The sequence below is a fragment of the Sphingobium abikonense NBRC 16140 genome (genome assembly GCF_001598335.1).
GTDB classification, from domain to species: domain Bacteria; phylum Pseudomonadota; class Alphaproteobacteria; order Sphingomonadales; family Sphingomonadaceae; genus Sphingobium; species Sphingobium abikonense.
Genome location: NZ_BCYT01000050.1, coordinates 1 through 507, shown reverse-complemented (window position 1 = coordinate 507; position 507 = coordinate 1). Strand labels below are relative to the sequence as shown.

Annotated in this window: 2 tRNA genes; both read left to right on the top strand. The window is 59.6% G+C overall.

Going from position 1 to position 507, the window contains the following annotated elements:
• Window positions 1-78 precede the first annotated feature (78 nt).
• Window positions 79-155, top strand: a tRNA-Ile gene (locus SAB01S_RS17960).
• A 17-nt stretch (window positions 156-172) separates the two neighbouring features.
• A tRNA-Ala gene (locus tag SAB01S_RS17955) sits at window positions 173-248 on the top strand.
• The last annotated feature ends 259 nt before the right edge of the window (window positions 249-507 follow it).

The following is a 507-nucleotide window of genomic DNA, read 5'->3' as shown; positions in this document are numbered from 1 at the left end:
ACTAGAGATCAACAGCTTGATGCTGTTGAGCCTTGAGCTGGCTTACGCCGTCTGCGGCATTTGGCCGCGCACGAGAGTGGGCTTGTAGCTCAGTTGGTTAGAGCACACCCCTGATAAGGGTGAGGCCGGTGGTTCGAGTCCACCCAAGCCCACCATTCTCGCGGGGCTTCAAGGGGCCTTAGCTCAGCTGGGAGAGCGGTTGCTTTGCAAGCATCAGGTCATCGGTTCGATCCCGATAGGCTCCACCAGTTTTGCGGATAAAGAAGCCGTCCGGGGGACGGCTTCCCGCAAAACTCCCGAGCGCAAGCGAGGGGCCTATGGCGAATGGGTTTTTGATGGGTGCTCAAGCGCCGCCGAAACGCATCCGCGTTTCTTGGCTTCTCGCGGCATAAGCCGCGGCGCGCGTTCGCGCCCTTCGACTGACTGATAAGTCAGTCGCTCAGGACAGGCTTGCGAACCCTTCGGGTTCGTTGGAGCGCTGACGACAGGCTGACCATCAGTATCTCT